We start from the raw sequence: 15504 nt of genomic DNA on the forward strand, positions 1-15504 counted from the left end.
CATGTTTACTTCCTCCTTTATCCGTTTACAGCTATGCCCTTGGGTGAAAGGACATATATGTTTTTTTTAAGTACTCGCTTGTGACATGCGTATAAATCTGGGTGGACGATAAAAAGGCGTGACCTAATAATTCTTGAACAGTCCGCATATCGGCACCGTTTGCCAAGAGATGTGTAGCAAATGAATGTCTAAGCTTATGCGGATGGATCTTTCCTTTGGCAGCAGAATGTTCCATCATTCGGTTAAGAATGTCGCGTACACCGTTCTCTGTCAGCGGACCACCCTTGTAGTTAACAAATAAATAGGGGTGATTCGTCTTGTATTTATCCATCAGCTTGCTTCTGCAGTTCTTTATGTAAGATTCAAGAGCGGAATGAGCAAAACTCCCAAACGGCACATACCGTTCCTTTTTCCCTTTTCCTTTGACAAGCAATGTCGAGATGCTGAAATCAATATCCTTCATCTCGATTTTTGTACATTCGCCGACCCGGATTCCTGTTGCGTACAGGAGCTCCAGGATGGCGACATTTCTTTTTCCAAGCATGCTTGTCGTATCTACCGAACGAAAGATATGCTGCAATTCTTCTTCATAAAAGAAATCAGGCAGTCTGCTTTCAAGTTTCGGTATGCTGATAACGGCAAAGGGGTTAGATCCCACTATATTTTCTCTAGCTAAAAATCGATAAAAGCTCCGAAGGCTTGAAATTTTGCGGGCAATTGATTTTCTTGCAAGCTCTTCATGGAAAAGCTCTGTCAAAAAAATCCGCACCTCTTGGGCGCTTACTTCCTGTACATGTTCAAGCAGCTGCTTGGACATAAATAGATAAAATTGCTGGATGTCCTTTTTGTAGACATCAATCGTATATGGTGAGCAGTTTTTTTCAATCTTCAAGTATTCAATAAACAGGTTCAAGAAAGCGTTTTGTTCCTTATTCATTGCTTCACCTCACAACGGCTTCACTATATTAACATACTTTGTAGCGACAAGCAATTAATTTACACATTCTTCATAAAGTTCTGAATTGTTTCCAACGCTCTGTTAGCGTGCTGTTCATATCTTTCTTTTTTCCCTTTTATTCTAGTTGGTAACTCAGGGAAAAGTCCAAAATTAGCATTCATCGGCTGGAAGTTTTTAGCATTCGTCTTTGTGATATAGCTAGCCATGCTTCCAATCGCTGTTTCAACAGGGAATTGAATTGGTTCTTCGCCGTTAACAAGCTTCGCTGCATTAATACCTGCTACAAGTCCGCTCGCTGCTGATTCTACATAACCTTCTACGCCTGTCATTTGGCCTGCGAAGAATAAGTTTGGACGGTTTTTGAATTGATATGTTGCATTTAGAACCTTCGGTGAATTAATGAATGTATTTCTGTGCATAACACCATAGCGAACAATTTCAGCGTTTTCAAGACCTGGTATTAATTGTAGCACTTCTTTTTGAGGTCCCCATTTTAAATGTGTCTGAAAACCGACAATATTGTACAATGTGCCTGCAGCGTCATCCTGACGTAGCTGAACAACTGCATAAGGGCGTTTTCCTGTTTTCGGATCTTCTAAACCAACTGGCTTCATCGGTCCAAACAGCATTGTCTTTCTCCCTCTTGAAGCCATCACTTCAATCGGCATGCATCCTTCGAAGAAGATCTCTTTTTCAAATTCCTTCAAAGGTACAGTTTCAGCACTAATTAGCGCTTCATAAAATCGATCAAATTCCTCTTCTGTCATCGGACAGTTCAGATAAGCTGCTTCCCCTTTATCATAACGGGATTTCAAGTAGACCTTATCTAAGTCTATGCTGTCTTTTTCGATGATAGGAGCAGCTGCATCATAAAAGTACAAATAATCTTCCCCTGTAAGCTCCTTTAGACTTTCTGAAAGAGCTGCACTCGTAAGTGGTCCTGTCGCAATAACAGTTACCCCTTCTGGTATAGAAGTAACCTCTTCATTAATAACTGTTACATTGGGATGGTTCTTCACCATTTCTGTCACTCTGCCAGCAAACTCATGTCTGTCCACTGCAAGTGCTCCACCTGCCGGCACTGCGCAAAGATCCGCAGACTCAATAATAACAGAGTCCAGTCTTCTCATTTCTTCTTTTAGAACACCAACTGCATTAGTAAGTGCATTTCCTCTTAATGAGTTGCTGCATACAAGCTCTGCAAATTTATCAGTATGATGGGCAGGCGTCTGCTTGACAGGTCTCATTTCATAAAGGTTTACCTTAATACCTCTTTTCGCTATTTGCCATGCTGCTTCACTTCCTGCAAGTCCTGCACCGATGACATTTACTACCTTTTGTGTATCTTGCATTGTAAATCCTCCAACTTTTTTAAATATCTATATGTTTTTATATGGGCGATAGCATTTTTATCATGCATATGTATGCTAATTCCTATCCGTTTTCGGTAGAAAGACTAGAAAAAAACAAAAGTCCATACAGTTTCGGCTTAAAATTATATCCTTTAGCATTTTACACTACGTTTGCCAAGTTGAAAAGTTTCAACTAAAGATTAATTATTTAAGAAACTTCAGGAGACACTTCTTCAAAAACACACGGAAAGAGTGAGCATGGACCGCTCACTCTTTTTTTAGCTTTGAGGTTCTTCCTTATAGTCACACTCTACACATTGGACCTGGACACCTTTTTTCAGCTTTTTCTCTACAAGCATATTATCACATTTCGGACATGGACGCTGTATTGGTTTATCCCATGAAATGAAATCGCACTCCGGAAAACGGTCACAGCCGTAGAAAATTCGGCGTTTTTTGCTTTTTCTTTCAATAATATTACCTTCGCGGCACTTAGGACATTTCACACCGATTTCCTTGACAATTGCCTTCGTATTGCGGCAATCCGGGAAATTACTGCATGCCATAAACTTGCCATATCTGCCCATTTTAAATACCATCGGACTGCCGCATTCCTCACAGTCTTCCCCTGCAGGCTCATCCTTTATTTCGACAGATTGCATTTCTTTTTCAGCTTTTTCGAGACTTTGTTCAAAAATCTTATAAAAACTATCGATTACCTTTACCCAATTGATCTGGCCTGACTCAATATTATCAAGATTCTGCTCCATATGTGCTGTAAATTCAACGTCAAGGATTTCCGGGAAAAACTCGAGAATCAATTCATGAATGATTTCTCCAAGCTCAGTCGGTATAAATCTTTTGTTATCGAGAGCCACATACCCGCGTTTTTGGATAGTATCCAAAGTCGGCGCAAATGTGGAAGGACGGCCAATTCCAAGCTCTTCTAATGTTTTAACAAGCCTTGCTTCCGTATACCTTGGTGGCGGCTGTGTGAAGTGCTGCTTCGGATTGATGTCCTTATTGATGACTTCATCTCCCTCTTGCAAATCAGGAAGCTGTTTGTTCTGCTCTTCAACCGCATCATCTGATCCTTCCACATACACCTTCATAAACCCAGGAAACTTAATCTTTGAACCTGTTGCACGGAATATGACATCCCCGTTACGTAAATCTACACTCATTGTATCCATCACAGCAGGCGCCATTTGGCTTGCAATGAATCTTTCCCAGATCAGCTTATACAAGCGAAGCTGGTCTCGAGAAAGGTGCTCTTTCAGGGAGTTTGGCTCCTTGAACGTACTTGTAGGTCTTACCGCTTCATGGGCATCCTGTGCATTTGTATTTTTCTTTTCTTTGCGGTTTTCTTCTTTCGTATACTCTTTTCCGTAGTTGGCTGTTATATATTCATACGCTTCATTTTGAGCCACTTCAGAAATACGGGTTGAGTCTGTTCTCATATAGGTGATTAAACCGACTGTCCCTTCTTTTTTGCCTAAATCTATTCCTTCATAAAGCTGCTGGGCAAGCATCATTGTCTTTTTCGCCCTGAAGTTTAGCTTTCGCGCAGCTTCCTGCTGTAGGGAGGATGTTGTAAAAGGTACTGCTGGGTTTCGTTTACGTTCCTTCTTCGTTACCTTCTCAACAGTAAATTTATTGCCATTGAGCTGTTTTTTAATATTGTCTACATCCGCTTGAGAATGCAGCTCCATTTTTTTATTTTTCAGCCCGTAAAAAGCTGCTTCAAAGCTTGTTTTCCCTTTTGCGAAGTCTGATTCAATTGTCCAGTACTCTTCCGGTTCGAATGCTTTAATCTCTTTTTCTCTGTCGATGATTAAACGAACTGCGACAGATTGCACTCTTCCTGCGCTAAGTCCTTTTTTGACCTTTTTCCATAACAGCGGGCTGATGTTGTAGCCTACTAGGCGATCAAGCACCCGTCTTGCTTGCTGGGAATCAACTAGATCCATATTAATTGGACGGGGGTGTTTAAATGATTCTTTAATGGCGTCTTTTGTGATTTCATTAAATACGACACGGCAATCCGAATCTACATCAACCTGCAGACTGTTGGCTAAATGCCAGGCAATTGCTTCCCCTTCTCTATCGGGGTCGGCTGCAAGATAAATCTTTTTTGCCTTTTTGGCTGCTGTCTTCAATTCTTTAAGAACAGGACCTTTTCCGCGGATCGTTATGTACTTCGGTTCATATTCTTTATCAGTATCAACACCCATTTGGCTTCTTGGTAGATCTCTTATATGTCCCATTGATGCTTTTACTTTATATTTTTTTCCTAAATAACGTTCAATCGTTTTTGCCTTTGCAGGCGACTCTACGATTACTAGAAACTCTGACATCCAACGTCCTCCTTAGAGGGATAATAAATATTCACTATTATTGTATACTATGATCTCTTTTGTCAAACATTACGAAAAAAAGTAAACGGTTACACCGTTATTATATGAATGAAAATCCATAAAAATTAAAGTTATATCTGTGCAAACAGTATAACAAATTCAAAAAAATAGCAATACCTTTTTAAAAATTTTTGAAAATAGATGAAAAACATTTTTTTCCTTTTCCATTCTATTTTATGGATAATATTCCCACTCTTCTAATATATCAGTCGCACATAAAACTGGCTTTGCTCCTTGTTTTATCAAGTCATTCGGTCCAAAAGAAGTGGGGCTGAATATGCTGCCAGGAACAGCAAAAACATCTCTTCCTTCTTGCAAAGCAAGATGCGCTGTGATTAATGAGCCGCTTTTTCTTTTTGCCTCGACAACAAGCGTTCCCCTTGAGAGGCCGCTTATGATCCGGTTGCGCATTGGGAAATGCCATTTTAATGGTTTTGTATCTGGTGGATACTCTGATAAAAGAAGATGTGATCTTGTTATTTTATCTGCAAGTAAAATATTTTCCTTTGGATAAATATGCTTAAATCCTCCTGCAATAATGGCGATTGTCTTGCCGTTATGTTCGTCTGCTGTCCTATGAGCAATAGCATCCACACCTTTTGCTAGACCGCTGACAATTACTACTCGTTCGCGAACAAGTTTAGTCATCATGGCTATCATTACTTGTTTACTGTAAACTGTCGGATAACGGGAGCCTACAATTGCCAACTTTCGCTGCTCCTGCAAAAAAGACAGATCTCCTTTTGCATAAAGCACCCATGGAGGCTGATATATTTCTTTTAACAAGCTTGGATATGCAGGATCAAAATAAGTGATGGTTTGTATTCCTAATGTGGCGTATTGGTGGATAGTTTGCTGGATGGAGTGTGAGTGAAAGTCTGTAACGATTTTTTGAAGGGGACGGTTGAGGGCGTGCAGATCAGGGTCTGCTTTGAGGAGAGTGTAGATCCTTTTCCAAGACATATTGCGGCAATGATGGAGCTGTATTAATCTTTCTCTAAAACTTTTTAGCAAGTAACTCAATTCCTTTCTCACAATATTCTATGCAAAGTATAAAAATACAAACCTTGCTATCTCTATTATAATCATTTCTTGCTATAGTTTCCAAAGATTTGCTATATAATAGAAGAAACACGTCGTTTTTTTGCAGCATAAAAAGACTAGCCCAACTGCATGGCGCAAAAGGGGGCTAGTCTTTTTTTTAAAATCAGACTCTGCTTTCTTCTACCTGATGGGTTTTGCACTTGTCGAAAAGATCTGTTTCTTTGAGAACTTCAATTAATGTTGCACCCATTTCAGCAGGTGTAGGAGCTACTTTAATGCCGCACTCGTTCATTGTTTTAATCTTTTCATCAGCAGTCCCCTTGCCTCCTGAAATGATGGCGCCCGCATGGCCCATTCTTTTTCCTGGAGGTGCCGTTCTACCGCCGATAAAGCCGACTACAGGCTTTGTCATATTGGCTTTTACCCATTCAGCCGCTTCTTCTTCTGCTGTTCCGCCGATTTCACCAATCATAATAACAGCATAAGTATCTTCATCTTCGTTAAATTGCTTTAAGACGTCAATGAAATCAGTTCCATTAACCGGGTCTCCGCCAATTCCTACCGCTGTAGACTGCCCTATTCCCGCCTGTGTAAGCTGATGGACAGCTTCGTATGTCAAAGTACCAGAACGGGATACAACGCCTACATGGCCCTTTGTATGGATATAACCAGGCATAATTCCTATCTTGCATTCTTCAGGAGTAATAACTCCCGGACAGTTCGGTCCTATTAATCTTGTCTTTTTGCCTTCCATATATCGCTTAACCTTCACCATATCAAGAACTGGAATATGTTCTGTAATACAAATCGTCAAGTCAAGCTCTGCATCTACAGCTTCCATAATAGCATCTGCTGCAAACGGGGCAGGCACATAGTTGACAGACACTGTCGCGTTTGTCGCTTCAACAGCTTCTTTCATCGTATTGAAGACCGGCACACCTTCTACATCCGTGCCACCCTTGCCTGGTGTTACCCCTGCAACAATTTTTGTGCCATATTCGAGCATTTGCTTCGTATGAAAAAGAGCCGTTGCCCCTGTAATACCTTGAACAATGACTTTTGTTTCTTTATTGATGAATATGCTCATTGATTTCTCCTCCTTTTTGTACATATGACACGATTTTTTCTGCACCGTCCGCCATGGAGCTTGCAGATATTATATTGATGCCTGATTCATTAAGAATTTTTTGGCCAAGCTCTACATTTGTCCCTTCCAGTCTAACAACAAGCGGCACCTGCAGGCTCACCTGTTTAGCTGCTTCAACGATACCTTCTGCAATGATATCGCATTTCATAATTCCACCGAATATATTAACAAAAATGCCCTTCACTTTTTCATCTGACAGAATGATTTTAAATGCTTCAGTAACTTTTTCAGCTGTCGCACCGCCGCCAACATCAAGGAAGTTTGCCGGCTCTCCGCCGTAATGCTTCACGATATCCATTGTAGCCATTGCAAGACCAGCACCATTTACCATGCAGCCGATATTTCCGTTCAAGGCAATATAACTCAAATCAAATTTTGAAGCTTCCAGTTCCTTCTCATCCTCTTCATCCAAATCACGGTATGCAAGAATATCCTTATGTCTGTACAAGGCATTGGAATCGAAGTTCAGCTTAGCATCGAGCGCCATTACATCGCCCTCTTCTGTCAATACAAGAGGATTGATTTCGGCAATTGAGCAATCTTTTTCACAAAATACACGATAAAGGCCTGTCATAAAAGCAACCGCTTTATTTACTTGAGGACCAGGGATATTGATGGCAAATGCAACTCTTCTAGCCTGGAAAGGAGTTAGCCCAGTCAGCGGGTCAATAACTTCCTTGATGATTTTTTCAGGCTGTGTTGCTGCAATTTCCTCAATCTCTGTTCCGCCTTCTTCTGATGCCATCAAGACAATCCGGGAAGTGGAGCGGTCGACTACAAAGCCAATATAGTATTCCTTCTTAATACGGCAGCCTTCTTCAATCAGCAAACGTTTAACAACTTTTCCTTCAGGACCAGTCTGATGTGTGACAAGCGTGCTTCCTAAAATCTGTTCAGCATATTGCTTCACTTCATCGAGAGACTTAGCAACCTTGACACCGCCAGCTTTCCCTCTTCCTCCGGCATGAATCTGCGCCTTAACAACCCATGCATCACTGTTTAAATGCTCAGCAGCAAACAGGGCCTCTTCCACGGTAAAAGCAACACTTCCTTTAGGAACAGCTACACCGTTTAATGCTAGAATTTCTTTCCCTTGATATTCGTGAATATTCATTCTCCCACACCCCTTTTGCTAAAATTTCTTTCGCTTCTTGCCAGGTTCATTAGTGCATACTCTTACTTATGTACGAGGACGAAAAAAAATGGCTTTTTTCCTTCTCGACAAAAAAATATTTTTTCCAATTTAAAAGGACCCCTTCCTTTTAAAAAGTATCTTTAATACTGTATTAATATTCTTTATCAACACAATATTTTCTTACTTTTTGGAAAAAACACTCTATTGTTCACGCTTTCATTTTATAAAAAAGCAACCGTTTTGTCTATCAAAAAGGCTCTATTTTCCAATAAAAAAAATAATCCCCTTCGTTTAGGGGACTAATATACTAGATTTCCTTTTGTGTGCCATAGGTTTTATCAAGCTTATAAATAAAAGCAAACACCTCTGCGACAGCCTGATATAAATCTTCCGGTACTTGTTCCTGGATATTGAGCTTGCTTAACAGTTCCACAAGGGATGGATCTTCTTGGATTGGCACTCCATTTTCTTTCGCCTTCTCCACGATATTGTCGGCAATCAACCCGCTTCCCTTAGCAGCTACTATTGGAGCTGCATGCTGATGCTGCTTGTAGCTTAAAGCCACCGCTTGCCTTCGCTGGTTTTCCTTATCCTTGTTCTTCATATTCTGTAATCTACCCCCTTGTAGTAGGCAGAGTTATTTCGCTTTGAATCTAAATCTATTTTCTTCTCTTTATCTTCTTGAAAGGATTTAAAATCTATTGATGACAGACTGTATTGGACTTCGTTCAATTTTTCTCGCAAACCTGCAAGCATACTTTTCATAAGCGGCTCAATCTCACGGTTTTCATTAAAGACCGTTAAATGAACAATCCTCTTTTGCACATGCATATCAATGGCTGTTTCTTTTAAATATGCTAAATCAAGATAAAAAAGGATACGGCAAAAGTCTGCGTCTATTTTTCCGTCTTTCGTTTTCTTTCCACTGTATTGCAGGGTTGCATCCATGGAATGATGCTGAAAATGAAGGGGAAATTGAAGCATCAGCTGCGTAATAGGTCCTGAATCCTGACTTAATAGCTGCAAACCTGTTATCTTGTCCGTAAGGGCATTTGCTAACTCCTTTACAGAAGCGGGAGCATCTTGTTTTAATACATCAAGCAGGAGCGGTTTTAGCTGGTTCCATTGAGCTCCTTTGCCTTCGTCCGGATTGTTCAAAAGTTCATTTTCATAAGAAAACCCAATTGTATGCAGCAGTCTTTGCAAATGCTCTTTGATGGCACCGCCATCTGGCAAATCAACATTTTTACCCGTCTCAAACAACCTTAATGTTTCCTCGAGCTTTGGAAGAGAGAGTTGTTGAGCACTCATCTCACTCAGCAATTTACCAGCAAGATTGTTCATCGTATTGCCGTCCCTTGTTGCCATTAGGCTTGTAAACACCTTCTCTGTGAACGGAAGATTTCTCTGCAGCATTTCCTTAATTGTTTCGATAGCTTTCGAGCTGTCTTGTGCTGATTCCATCCATTTTCCAGCAAGAAGGAGCATTTCTTTATTGAACGGCATTTTTTCATTTAGCAATTGGGCTGCCAAGTTTTTCAGATCATTTGTACGAGGCAAGGACCATTGCTCAAGAAGAGAGTCAGCCCCCCCATCAAGATTTACTGGACTTGCTGCTGATAATACCTTTAAGCTAAGCTTCCCATCTTCATTGTCTTGAACTTGAAACCAATAGTTCTTGTCTGTGCTTAAGGGAGCAGAAAGTTCTGCAAGGAGCCTTTGGCTTCCTGCCTGCACTTCAGCCATATTGTTGGGAAAATGCTTATTAACATGCCCCATTATAATTTGGCCTTGGCGAAGCTCCAGCAGCTTTGAGCTGATTGTTCTTTCTAGATTTGGTTGAAAACTTGGTCCAATTCGTATGTCATTCATTTACATGCTCCTATTCTCCTCTGCCATTTCCTTAATTGGCGAAAAGCTTTTGCGATGATGAATTGTATATCCCTCTCTGTCTAAAGCAAGAAGATGTTCCTTTGTGCCGTAACCCATATTACTCGCAAAACCGTATGCTGGAAATTCTTTATCAAGCTCTCTCATCATTTCATCTCTCGTGACTTTCGCAATAATGCTAGCAGCAGCAATGGAAACACTTTTACTGTCTCCTTTTATAATCGATTTGCTTGGATATGGAACGTCAAGCTTCATCGCATCAATCAACAGGAAGTCAGGCTGCTGATCAAGATTTTGAAGGGCTGCAAGCATTCCTTTTTTGGTCGCCTCGTATATGTTTATACGGTCAATTTCCGCAGGAGCGATAATGCCTACTCCAATAGAAACGGCTTCCTTTTGGATAATCTCGTAAAATTGCTCTCTTTTTGCTTCAGACAGTTTTTTTGAATCATCTATTCCAGGCAAATAAAAGTTTTCCGGGAGTATAACAGCTGCTGTTACAACGGGACCTGCAAGCGGGCCTCTTCCCACTTCATCAATACCTGCAATATATGTATATCCTTGCTTTCTTAGTTCTGTTTCATATGTGCAGAGCTCTACAAAACGGGCATGAAGCTGCCACTCTTTTTCCTTTTGCTTTTCCCATGCAGTTACGAGCTTTTGCACTCCGACTCTTTTGTCTTCTTTTATCGTCTCCCAGTAAGGGTCATTATTGTCTGTTATATCATCTAATCTAGCTTTTATTTCTTTTAATGTTCCATTTGCCACTGTTGAAACTTCCCTTCTCTCTCTTTATATCGTCCCATATTATGAAAGATTTAAGTACAAGTTATGTATCCTCAAAATCAAAAAAGAGAAGTGCCCAAAATAATGGTCAATTCTCTTTTTTAACAAGGTCAGACTCACCCAACTATTAACTATCGCTTTCGTCTTCCTCTATGAAATCTCTTGCTCTTTCGAATGTCAGCCTTCCGAATTTTTCGCTTCTGATTTCTCTGATGACCAGTTCAGTAACTTTGTCATAATCGACTACAGCGCCTCCTGTAAGGCAGCCTCTAACTACACCGATTTTGTCAAACAACTCAACGATATCCTCTGGGATTTCTTCAAGCTGGAACCGTTCCTTTAGCCTTTCAGGATACTCTTTCTCTAAAAAGCGCAAACCAAAAATAGCGATATCCTGCAAATTAAGAATGGTGTCTTTAATCGCACCAGTCAAAGCAAGCTTTAAACCTACTTCTTGATCCTCAAATTTTGGCCAAAGAATCCCTGGAGTGTCAAGCAGCTCTAATTCTTTTCCTACTTTAATCCATTGCTGTGCTTTTGTTACACCAGGAGTGTTCCCTGTTTTTGCGATATTCTTTTTGGCAAGCCTGTTGATTAATGTTGATTTGCCTGCATTCGGAATTCCGACAATCATTGCTCTGATTGCACGGGGTCTAATTCCTTTTGCTCGCATTCGGTCGAATTTCTCTGCAAGCACCACATTAGCTAAAGCTGTGATTTCTTTCATTCCAACACCAGCCTGTGAGTTGATCGCTAATGCTTGAATGCCTTTTTCTTTAAAATAGGCAATCCATTCTTTCGTTCTTTCTCCATCTGCCATATCTGCCTTGTTCAGCAAAACAATCCTTGGCTTATGCTGGATGATCTCATCAATCATCGGATTTCTGGAAGATTGGGGAATTCTTGCATCCACCAACTCAAAAATAATGTCCACAAGCTTCAGCTTTTCTGTTACTTGTCTTCTTGCTTTGGCCATATGGCCGGGAAACCATTGTATCGTCAAAATATCCACCTCAGTTACAAGCTTGCTATATAAGCAAAGCCTTAGTTCACTATTTGTATGTCTGTTAACGGCCAGTAAATCACGCTCGTGTTGCCAAGTACTTTCTCATAAGACACTGTCCCAATATGGCGGCTGTCTTTGCTGTCACGGCGATTATCACCCATTACGAACAGTTCTCCCTCGGGAACTGTGCTTCTGCCGATTTTATCTTCGAGTTTAAAGGATTCTGTCAGCGGTCCGTCAGTCACCTGCTTTTTGTATTCATCTAAGTACGGCTCGTCATATGCTTTTCCGTTCACATACAAAACGTCGTCCTTATACTCTATTGTATCACCAGGCAAACCGATTACTCTCTTGATATAATCCTTTCCTTCAGGGGCATGGAAAACAATGATATCAAAGCGGTTAGGCTCGCTGATTTTGTAGTTAACCTTGTTAACAATCATTCTGTCTGAATTATGTAATGTGGGCATCATCGATTCCCCGTCCACTACGATCGGAGCAAATAAAAAGGAGCGGATCACAAAAGCCAATGCTACTGCGATTACAAGCGCCTTACCCCATTCCCATATCTCATTTTTCTTTTTCTTCTTTGCCATTTCGTTCACCAATCCTTGTTTTTAGTAAGCATCTCTTCTCCATGCCTTCTAATTGTAACTGTCTTAAGTTTATTAAAAGGCTTTTTTAAACAAAATAATGCTAAAGGACAAACCCTCTCCCTTTTATTGTAGCGAAATAAAAAGTCGAAGTAAAATGCCATGGTCCGTTCCTAATTAAATTATCATGCCTAATATAAGTACGGAAGAAAAAGGGTGAATAGCCAAGTTGCAATAAAAAAGAGCTTGTTGCAAAGAACAGGCTCTTTTTTGAAAATATTATCGAATTTCTTTAATACGAGCTTTTTTACCACGTAGGTTACGTAGGTAGTAAAGTTTAGCACGACGGACTTTACCGCGGCGAATAACTTCAAGCTTCGCAATTTTTGGTGTATGAACTGGGAATGTACGCTCAACGCCTACTCCGTAAGAAACTTTACGTACTGTAAAAGTTTCGCTGATTCCACCACCACGACGCTTAATCACAACACCTTCGTATACCTGAATACGCTCACGAGTACCCTCAACAACTTTAACGTGTACACGTACAGTGTCACCAGGACGGAACGCAGGAAGATCTGAACGAAGTTGTTCTTTTGTGATATCTTCTATTAATTTTTGCATCGTTTTCAACTCCTTCCAACAGACGCTCTTGCAGTCAAATCCTTGCAGCGGAACATCGTTATAAGACTTTCATTGCAGAAATACTTCTGCTCAAGTCACAAGTGTTATCTTAACATAAATAACTTAAGACATCAATATCTATTATTTGTTTTTCTGCAATTCATTTAATAGTTTTTGCTGTTTTGCTGTGAGCGGGTAATTTTCCAGCAAATCCGGACGTCTTTCAAGTGTTCTTTTCAGCGACTCTCTTTCTCTCCATTCGTCAATATGAGCATGATTTCCTGAAATGAGTGTATCCGGCACCTTCATCCCCCTGAAATCAGCAGGACGGGTGTAGTGTGGATGCTCAAGCAGTCCTGTGCTGAAGGAATCATTCACATGAGACGCCTCGCTCCCAAGTACTCCTGGAAGAAGTCTGACGACACTATCAATCACTACCATTGCTCCAAGCTCGCCGCCTGTAAGCACATAATCGCCGATTGAAATCTCATCTGTCGCTAAATGCTCGCGAATTCGCTCATCATAGCCTTCGTAATGACCGCAGATAAAAATTAAATGCTCTTCCTTAGCCAGCTCTTCCGCCTTTTTCTGTGTATAACGCTCGCCTTGAGGACACATTAGTACCACTTTCGGCTTAGTGCCGCTCTTTTTTTGCAAATCCTCAACCGCATCAAAGATCGGCTGAGGTTTAAGGACCATTCCCGCACCGCCGCCATATGGATAATCATCCACAGACTGATGCTTGTTATCAGAATAATCCCTGAAGTTAGTGACACCATAGGTCACCTTTTCTGCTTCTTTCGCTTTTTTCAATATAGAGCTGTTAAACACACCATCAAACATTTCTGGAAATAGTGTTAATACATCCACTCTCATTATGATAACAGTCCCTCCATTGGCTCGATAACAACTAACTTCTCCTTAACATCTACTTTCATAACAACTTCCTCGATATAAGGAATTAAAACTTCTTCTTTTTTACTAGTTTTGATGACCCATACATCATTCGCACCTGGTGTAAGAATTTCAGATATAACCCCTATCTCGTCTCCTTCAACTGTTACAACCTTACAGCCGATGATTTCGTGGAAATAGTATTCATTCTCTGCCAAGTCTCCTAAAAAGCTTTCAGGCACCTTTAAAGCGCCGCCTTTCATGTATTCCACCTCATTAACATTATCATAGCCCTCAAATGTCAAAAGGTTAAAGTTTTTATGAAGGCGATGTGTTTTTATTTTTAGTTCTTCTGGATCTTTTTTGCCTTCTCCAAATAGAAAAATCGTATTGCCAATCTTATATCTTTCGTCTGGAAAATCCGTCCGGGAAATGACACGCACTTCACCACGAATACCATGTGTATTAACAATCTTTCCTACATTAAACCATTTTTCCACTATTATCACCTCTAACGTATGTCTACAACTTTTCCATCTTTCAGGAGTATTGTTTTATGAAGCAAGGCCTCATCCCAAACATCTCCAACTTTTATATCAACAATGCCAGTAAGCTCTTGTTCTTTTAGTTCACTGCCCAATGGTAGTATATGTAATTGTGCTAATTGAAACTCTAGTGATTTCTTTTTTTCCTCTTTGTTGGCAAGTCTCTTGCTAATCTGCTGTTTAATAGCATTTGCAGGATGACTTTTAAGCAGCTTTTTTTCTTCAAACTTGAATTGTTCGCACTCCTTTTCAAGCTGAAGCAGCTCTTCTGTGAGTTTCTTCTCTAAGGCTTGTTTCGTTTGTTCGGTTAATATTTGTTTGACTGTGACAGTATGGAGAATCTGCATTTTTTCCTCCTATCCATGCACTGCTATTTTTAATGCTCGCAAAGCGTCAAACGGCATCCCACCAATACGCTCCCACTTCTAGTATAAAGAATCTGCAAAGAGATATAAACAAATAAAGGAGAAGGGTTCCCCCTCCTCCTTTATTATTCGCTAATTTCTAAAACCAGCTTTTTTTGCTGCTGTGAGCCAGCAGCGTAAACAATCGTTCGAATCGCTTTAGCAACCCGCCCTTGCTTCCCAATTACCTTTCCCATGTCATTCTTGTTGACAGAAAGCAAGTAAATGATTCGATTATCCTCTTCAGTAACTTTTATCGCAACATCATCCGGAAAATCCACAAGGGGCTTAACAATCGTTTCAATTAATTCCTTCATCTTCAAACGAATTACTTACCGTTTTTGATGTTGTGGAATTTCTCCATGATACCTTCGTTAGAGAAAAGGTTACGAACTGTATCAGATGGTTTTGCACCATTTTGTAACCATTGTAGAGCTTTCTCTTCGTTGATATCCACGATAGCAGGGTTTGCTACTGGATTGTAAGTTCCTACTGTTTCAATGAAACGTCCATCACGTGGTGAACGAGAATCTGCTACTACAATACGATAGAAAGGAGTCTTTTTAGCTCCCATACGTTTTAAACGAATTTTTACTGCCATTTTAAAAATGCACCTCCGAATAGTTTCACACAAGATAGTATAATATCAATAGTTGAACAGTTTGTAAAGTGTTTTTTCTTGTCAGACTAAACATTCTGTTCAAATTAA

17 protein-coding genes are annotated in these 15504 nt (G+C 40.3%); all 17 read right to left on the reverse strand.

The genetic code is table 11. The annotated features are described in order from the left end of the window. Positions 1-31: 31 nt before the first annotated feature. Entirely contained in the window at positions 32-937 is a 906-nt protein-coding gene (gene xerC, locus LXM54_RS07395; RefSeq protein WP_233314407.1) for a tyrosine recombinase XerC, read from the reverse strand. Positions 938-996: 59 nt separating this feature from the next. Next, complete coding sequence (trmFO, locus tag LXM54_RS07400) at positions 997-2310, reverse strand: FADH(2)-oxidizing methylenetetrahydrofolate--tRNA-(uracil(54)-C(5))-methyltransferase TrmFO (RefSeq protein WP_233314408.1); 1314 nt, start codon at positions 2308-2310, stop codon at positions 997-999. A 278-nt stretch (positions 2311-2588) separates the two neighbouring features. Next, the gene (gene topA, locus LXM54_RS07405; RefSeq protein ID WP_233314409.1) at positions 2589-4667 is read right to left on the reverse strand and encodes a type I DNA topoisomerase; all 2079 of its coding nucleotides are present in this window, start codon (positions 4665-4667) and stop codon (positions 2589-2591) included. Between the two features lie 234 nt (positions 4668-4901). Continuing rightward, complete coding sequence (gene dprA, locus LXM54_RS07410) at positions 4902-5741, reverse strand: DNA-processing protein DprA (protein ID WP_233314410.1); 840 nt, start codon at positions 5739-5741, stop codon at positions 4902-4904. A gap of 193 nt (positions 5742-5934) precedes the next feature. Continuing rightward, on the reverse strand, positions 5935-6858 hold the full coding sequence (gene sucD / locus LXM54_RS07415) for a succinate--CoA ligase subunit alpha (RefSeq protein WP_233314411.1): 924 nt from the start codon (positions 6856-6858) through the stop codon (positions 5935-5937). Next, positions 6839-8032, reverse strand: a complete 1194-nt coding sequence (gene sucC / locus LXM54_RS07420) for an ADP-forming succinate--CoA ligase subunit beta (protein WP_233314412.1) — start codon at positions 8030-8032, stop codon at positions 6839-6841. Before sucC ends, sucD begins: the two co-directional genes overlap by 20 nt. A 328-nt stretch (positions 8033-8360) precedes the next feature. Next, complete coding sequence (locus LXM54_RS07425; protein ID WP_233314413.1) at positions 8361-8657, reverse strand: EscU/YscU/HrcU family type III secretion system export apparatus switch protein; 297 nt, start codon at positions 8655-8657, stop codon at positions 8361-8363. Next, the gene (locus LXM54_RS07430; protein WP_233314414.1) at positions 8654-9925 is read right to left on the reverse strand and encodes a hypothetical protein; all 1272 of its coding nucleotides are present in this window, start codon (positions 9923-9925) and stop codon (positions 8654-8656) included. Before LXM54_RS07430 ends, LXM54_RS07425 begins: the two co-directional genes overlap by 4 nt. Beyond that, on the reverse strand, positions 9926-10711 hold the full coding sequence (locus LXM54_RS07435; protein WP_233314415.1) for a ribonuclease HII: 786 nt from the start codon (positions 10709-10711) through the stop codon (positions 9926-9928). It lies immediately after the preceding gene. A gap of 145 nt (positions 10712-10856) precedes the next feature. Next, positions 10857-11732 (reverse strand): ribosome biogenesis GTPase YlqF, encoded by an 876-nt coding sequence (gene ylqF / locus LXM54_RS07440; RefSeq protein ID WP_233314416.1) that lies wholly within the window; start codon positions 11730-11732, stop codon positions 10857-10859. Between the two features lie 41 nt (positions 11733-11773). Further along, positions 11774-12331 carry a signal peptidase I gene (gene lepB, locus LXM54_RS07445; protein WP_233314417.1) on the reverse strand — a complete coding sequence of 186 codons (558 nt, stop codon included), beginning with the start codon at positions 12329-12331 and terminating at the stop codon, positions 11774-11776. Between the two features lie 276 nt (positions 12332-12607). Further along, complete coding sequence (rplS, locus tag LXM54_RS07450; RefSeq protein ID WP_127734629.1) at positions 12608-12952, reverse strand: 50S ribosomal protein L19; 345 nt, start codon at positions 12950-12952, stop codon at positions 12608-12610. Between the two features lie 141 nt (positions 12953-13093). After that, positions 13094-13828 carry a tRNA (guanosine(37)-N1)-methyltransferase TrmD gene (trmD, locus tag LXM54_RS07455; RefSeq protein WP_233314418.1) on the reverse strand — a complete coding sequence of 245 codons (735 nt, stop codon included), beginning with the start codon at positions 13826-13828 and terminating at the stop codon, positions 13094-13096. Continuing rightward, positions 13828-14346, reverse strand: a complete 519-nt coding sequence (rimM, locus tag LXM54_RS07460) for a ribosome maturation factor RimM (protein ID WP_233314419.1) — start codon at positions 14344-14346, stop codon at positions 13828-13830. The genes trmD and rimM overlap by 1 nt, the downstream gene beginning before the upstream one ends. An 11-nt stretch (positions 14347-14357) precedes the next feature. Further along, positions 14358-14738: a YlqD family protein gene (locus tag LXM54_RS07465; protein ID WP_233314420.1), complete on the reverse strand. Its 381-nt coding sequence runs from the start codon at positions 14736-14738 to the stop codon at positions 14358-14360. Positions 14739-14881: 143 nt separating this feature from the next. Beyond that, complete coding sequence (locus LXM54_RS07470; RefSeq protein ID WP_233314787.1) at positions 14882-15112, reverse strand: KH domain-containing protein; 231 nt, start codon at positions 15110-15112, stop codon at positions 14882-14884. Positions 15113-15123: 11 nt separating this feature from the next. Then, complete coding sequence (gene rpsP / locus LXM54_RS07475; RefSeq protein ID WP_127734638.1) at positions 15124-15396, reverse strand: 30S ribosomal protein S16; 273 nt, start codon at positions 15394-15396, stop codon at positions 15124-15126. Positions 15397-15504 lie beyond the last annotated feature (108 nt).

This window comes from Bacillus sp. Au-Bac7 (assembly GCF_021341655.1).
Taxonomy (GTDB): domain Bacteria; phylum Bacillota; class Bacilli; order Bacillales; family Cytobacillaceae; genus Niallia.

Coding starts and splice junctions, on each gene's coding strand:
- LXM54_RS07425 (WP_233314413.1), bottom strand. CDS start 8,657: ATGAAGAACAAGGATAAGGAAAACCAGCGAAGGCAAGCGGTGGCTTTA.
- sucC (WP_233314412.1), bottom strand. CDS start 8,032: ATGAATATTCACGAATATCAAGGGAAAGAAATTCTAGCATTAAACGGT.
- trmD (WP_233314418.1), bottom strand. CDS start 13,828: ATGAGAGTGGATGTATTAACACTATTTCCAGAAATGTTTGATGGTGTG.
- xerC (WP_233314407.1), bottom strand. CDS start 937: ATGAATAAGGAACAAAACGCTTTCTTGAACCTGTTTATTGAATACTTG.
- sucD (WP_233314411.1), bottom strand. CDS start 6,858: ATGAGCATATTCATCAATAAAGAAACAAAAGTCATTGTTCAAGGTATT.
- rpsP (WP_127734638.1), bottom strand. CDS start 15,396: ATGGCAGTAAAAATTCGTTTAAAACGTATGGGAGCTAAAAAGACTCCT.
- LXM54_RS07430 (WP_233314414.1), bottom strand. CDS start 9,925: ATGAATGACATACGAATTGGACCAAGTTTTCAACCAAATCTAGAAAGA.
- topA (WP_233314409.1), bottom strand. CDS start 4,667: ATGTCAGAGTTTCTAGTAATCGTAGAGTCGCCTGCAAAGGCAAAAACG.
- LXM54_RS07470 (WP_233314787.1), bottom strand. CDS start 15,112: ATGAAGGAATTAATTGAAACGATTGTTAAGCCCCTTGTGGATTTTCCG.
- lepB (WP_233314417.1), bottom strand. CDS start 12,331: ATGGCAAAGAAGAAAAAGAAAAATGAGATATGGGAATGGGGTAAGGCG.
- LXM54_RS07465 (WP_233314420.1), bottom strand. CDS start 14,738: ATGCAGATTCTCCATACTGTCACAGTCAAACAAATATTAACCGAACAA.
- rplS (WP_127734629.1), bottom strand. CDS start 12,952: ATGCAAAAATTAATAGAAGATATCACAAAAGAACAACTTCGTTCAGAT.
- trmFO (WP_233314408.1), bottom strand. CDS start 2,310: ATGCAAGATACACAAAAGGTAGTAAATGTCATCGGTGCAGGACTTGCA.